This window comes from Candidatus Neomarinimicrobiota bacterium (assembly GCA_041862535.1).
GTDB lineage: Bacteria > Fidelibacterota > Marinisomatia > SCGC-AAA003-L08 > TS1B11.
The window spans coordinates 1-2,757 of the sequence record JBGVTM010000108.1 but is presented as its reverse complement, the minus strand read 5'-3'; the positions used below and the strand labels follow the sequence as shown (position 1 = coordinate 2,757).

The following is a 2,757-nucleotide window of genomic DNA, read 5'->3' as shown; positions in this document are numbered from 1 at the left end:
CGGCGCCATAAATGTAGCGGTCGAACTGGCTGCTACCGTAATCTTCCATGATGACATTGCCGCCACTATGGTGGTAGAGGGTTTCCCCATCAGGATCCTCCTTCATCACCCGCTCCCCGGCTGGGTTGTAGGCCATGGTCGCCAGCGGCTGGCTGTCGGTGACCGGGCCGGTGGAGCGATCCTCAGGCATGGCGCTTACCCACAATATGATTCTAATTAAAATATCTGACGAAAACCATTGCTATCCCAGTTTTCTTTGGCATGAGGGCTTTGATTGGCTACATTTCTATTGTCTGACGGATGGCACCCCGGCCTGGAAACTAAGGCGGCCGCGAAACGGGTTCAAATGAGAGCAGAGCAAGGATTGATTGTATGGGCCCTTCGAAACTCTACCATTACAAAGCCTATGTGACCCGGGTATACAGTGGTGATACCTGCCGCGTGGATCTTGACCTGGGGATGGGTGTATGGACCCGCGGCCTGGATATACGCCTGCACCGGATTCTGGCTCCAGAGGTCAAGGGCAATAGCCGCGAGGCCGGCATCACTGCCCGAGACTACCTGCGCAGCCTCATACTCGACCGGGAGGTCCTGCTGCGGACCATCAAGGACCGGAAGGGTCGGATTCGGGGTTACCTAGGTGAAATGACCGTAGTCACCGAATCCGGCGAAACCATCAACGTGAACGAGGCGCTGGTAAAGGCCGGACACGCCGTTTATCAGAACGCTCAGACAGTTATGACCGACTAGCGCCGGCGGGCGTAGCGGCCCATGAGCAGCGCCTGTACCAGTACGTGCCCTTCCATAGCCCGCTCCACTTGCTTCTTGGTAGCGCCCGGTCCTAAGGCCAGGGTTGTATCCAGGGCGTAGAGCTTGAAATAGTAGCGGTGCGTCCCTGAGGGCGGGCACGGACCGCCGTACTCCTGACGACGGAAATCCGTCATCCCCTGGACAGCACCCTTCCGGGCCAACGTATCCTTTGATACCCCCTCCTCAAAGCCCTTCATGGTGGGCGGAATATTGTAGACCACCCAATGGACCCAGGTACCCATAGGTGCGTCCGGGTCATCGCTGATAAGGGCTAGAGACTTAGCGTTGTCGGGCACGCCGCTCCAGCTCAGGGTCGGGGAGACGTCCTGCCCATCGCAGGTGTATTTGGCAGGGATCATCCCGCCTTCCTGAAACGCCGATGATATTATGATCATTTTCGCTTTCCCCTTCTCCTCCGTTGCCCGGCCACACTGGCCCAGGAGGACCGCAAATCCTAACAGAGGTGCCATGTACCAATTGATCTTCATACGTATAAATCTAGGGGCAGTCTAGCGATTCCGCAAGTGCTGGATTACGATCGGCGAAACTGGCCAGACAGGATATCAGGGGATCAGCACGCCACCCAGGATGAAAAGGGCGGCGGTAATGATGACCACTCCGGTAAAGTTGAGAATAACCCCTGCTTTAGCCATCTGGGGAATGGTAAGACGATCAGTACCAAAGATGATAGCGTTAGGTGGTGTGGCGATGGGCATCATGAAGGCGCAGGAGGCGGAGATGGTGGCCGGCACCATGAGCATGAGGGGGTGCATATTAATATCGATGGCCACCGCCGCCAGGACCGGCAGGATGACCTGGGCCGTAGCGGTGTTAGATGTGAGCTCGGTAAGGAAGGTTACCGCCAGGCAGATGGCCGCTACGATGAGCAGCGGTGGGAGGCTTGATAGCCCAACCATATTGGCTCCTACCCAGTGGGACAGGCCACTCTCAGTGAAGCCCCTGGCGAGAGCAAAGCCTCCACCGAACAGGAGAATGATGTGCCAGGGTAGCTTCCTGGCAGTTTGCCAGTCCATCAGGCGGCCGGACGGACTACGGTCGGAGTGGAAGAAGAACAGCGAGGTGGCTATCGCTACGGCCACGGTGCCATCGTCCACATAGCCTGACAATCCCAGCAGCGAACCCCAACCGGGGACGGTGAAGGTCCCCAGAGCAATATCTCCGCGACTGAGCCATAAAAGGGCCAGCACCACAAAATGGACCAGGACCAGCTTCTCTTCGCGGCTCATGGGTCCCAGCTGCGCCAGCTCCTCAGAAAACAGTTTACGGTCAATCCTGGCCGTTGTCCGCCTGCTGGCCCAGGTAGACAGCCCACCCCAGGTCAGGGCCAGGAAAATCACACTAATGGGAAAAGCCAGGGTGAACCAACCGGTGAAGGAGATTTCCGGTGCCTCGGGAAAGGTGAGGGCATAAATCCTGACGAAGGCCAGGTTGGGCGGCGTACCTATGAGGGTGGCGATTCCGCCGATAGAAGCCGCATAGGCGATGCCCAGCAGCAATGCTACTGCCAGGCGCGGGGACTGGTTGTCGTTGGCTGTATCCAGGCGGGCCAGAGCCCCCATGGCGATAGGTACCATCATCATGGTGGTGGCTGTATTGGATATCCACATGGACAGGAAGGCTGTAGCCACCATGAATCCCAACAGGAGTCTTCGTGGGCTCCCCCCCAGGCCGGCGATGATACTCAAGGCCAAGCGGCGGTGCAGCTGCCAGCGTTCCATGGCCAGCGCCACAATAAAGCCACCGAGGAATAAGAAGATAACGTTGTTGAAATAAAGGCTGGCCACCTCGCTGCCGGGCATGACTTTGAGAATCGGGAACACTACCACCGGCAAAATGGCCGTGGCTGCCAGCGGCACCGCTTCGGTGAGCCACCAGATGGCCATCCAAAGGGCTACGGCGGCGGTATAGGTGGTGGCGGGATTTTCG

At 58.1% G+C, this 2,757-nt stretch carries 4 protein-coding genes; 1 reads left to right on the top strand and 3 read right to left on the bottom strand.

Annotated elements, in window-relative coordinates:
• Window positions 1–190 (bottom strand): hypothetical protein (locus ACETWG_04130; protein MFB0515778.1); only part of this gene is annotated, 190 nt, incomplete at its 3' end.
• A 182-nt stretch (window positions 191–372) separates the two neighbouring features.
• Here ACETWG_04130 and ACETWG_04125 point away from each other — a divergent pair.
• Complete coding sequence (locus ACETWG_04125; GenBank protein ID MFB0515777.1) at window positions 373–750, top strand: thermonuclease family protein; 378 nt, start codon at window positions 373–375, stop codon at window positions 748–750.
• Here ACETWG_04125 and ACETWG_04120 read toward each other — a convergent pair.
• Both ACETWG_04120 and ACETWG_04115 read right to left on the bottom strand, forming a co-directional pair.
• A complete protein-coding gene (locus ACETWG_04120) occupies window positions 747–1,169 on the bottom strand; it encodes a YbhB/YbcL family Raf kinase inhibitor-like protein (GenBank protein MFB0515776.1) in 423 nt (140 codons plus the stop codon). The genes ACETWG_04125 and ACETWG_04120 overlap by 4 nt on opposite strands.
• A 204-nt stretch (window positions 1,170–1,373) precedes the next feature.
• Window positions 1,374–2,757 (bottom strand): DASS family sodium-coupled anion symporter (locus ACETWG_04115; GenBank protein ID MFB0515775.1); only part of this gene is annotated, 1,384 nt, incomplete at its 5' end.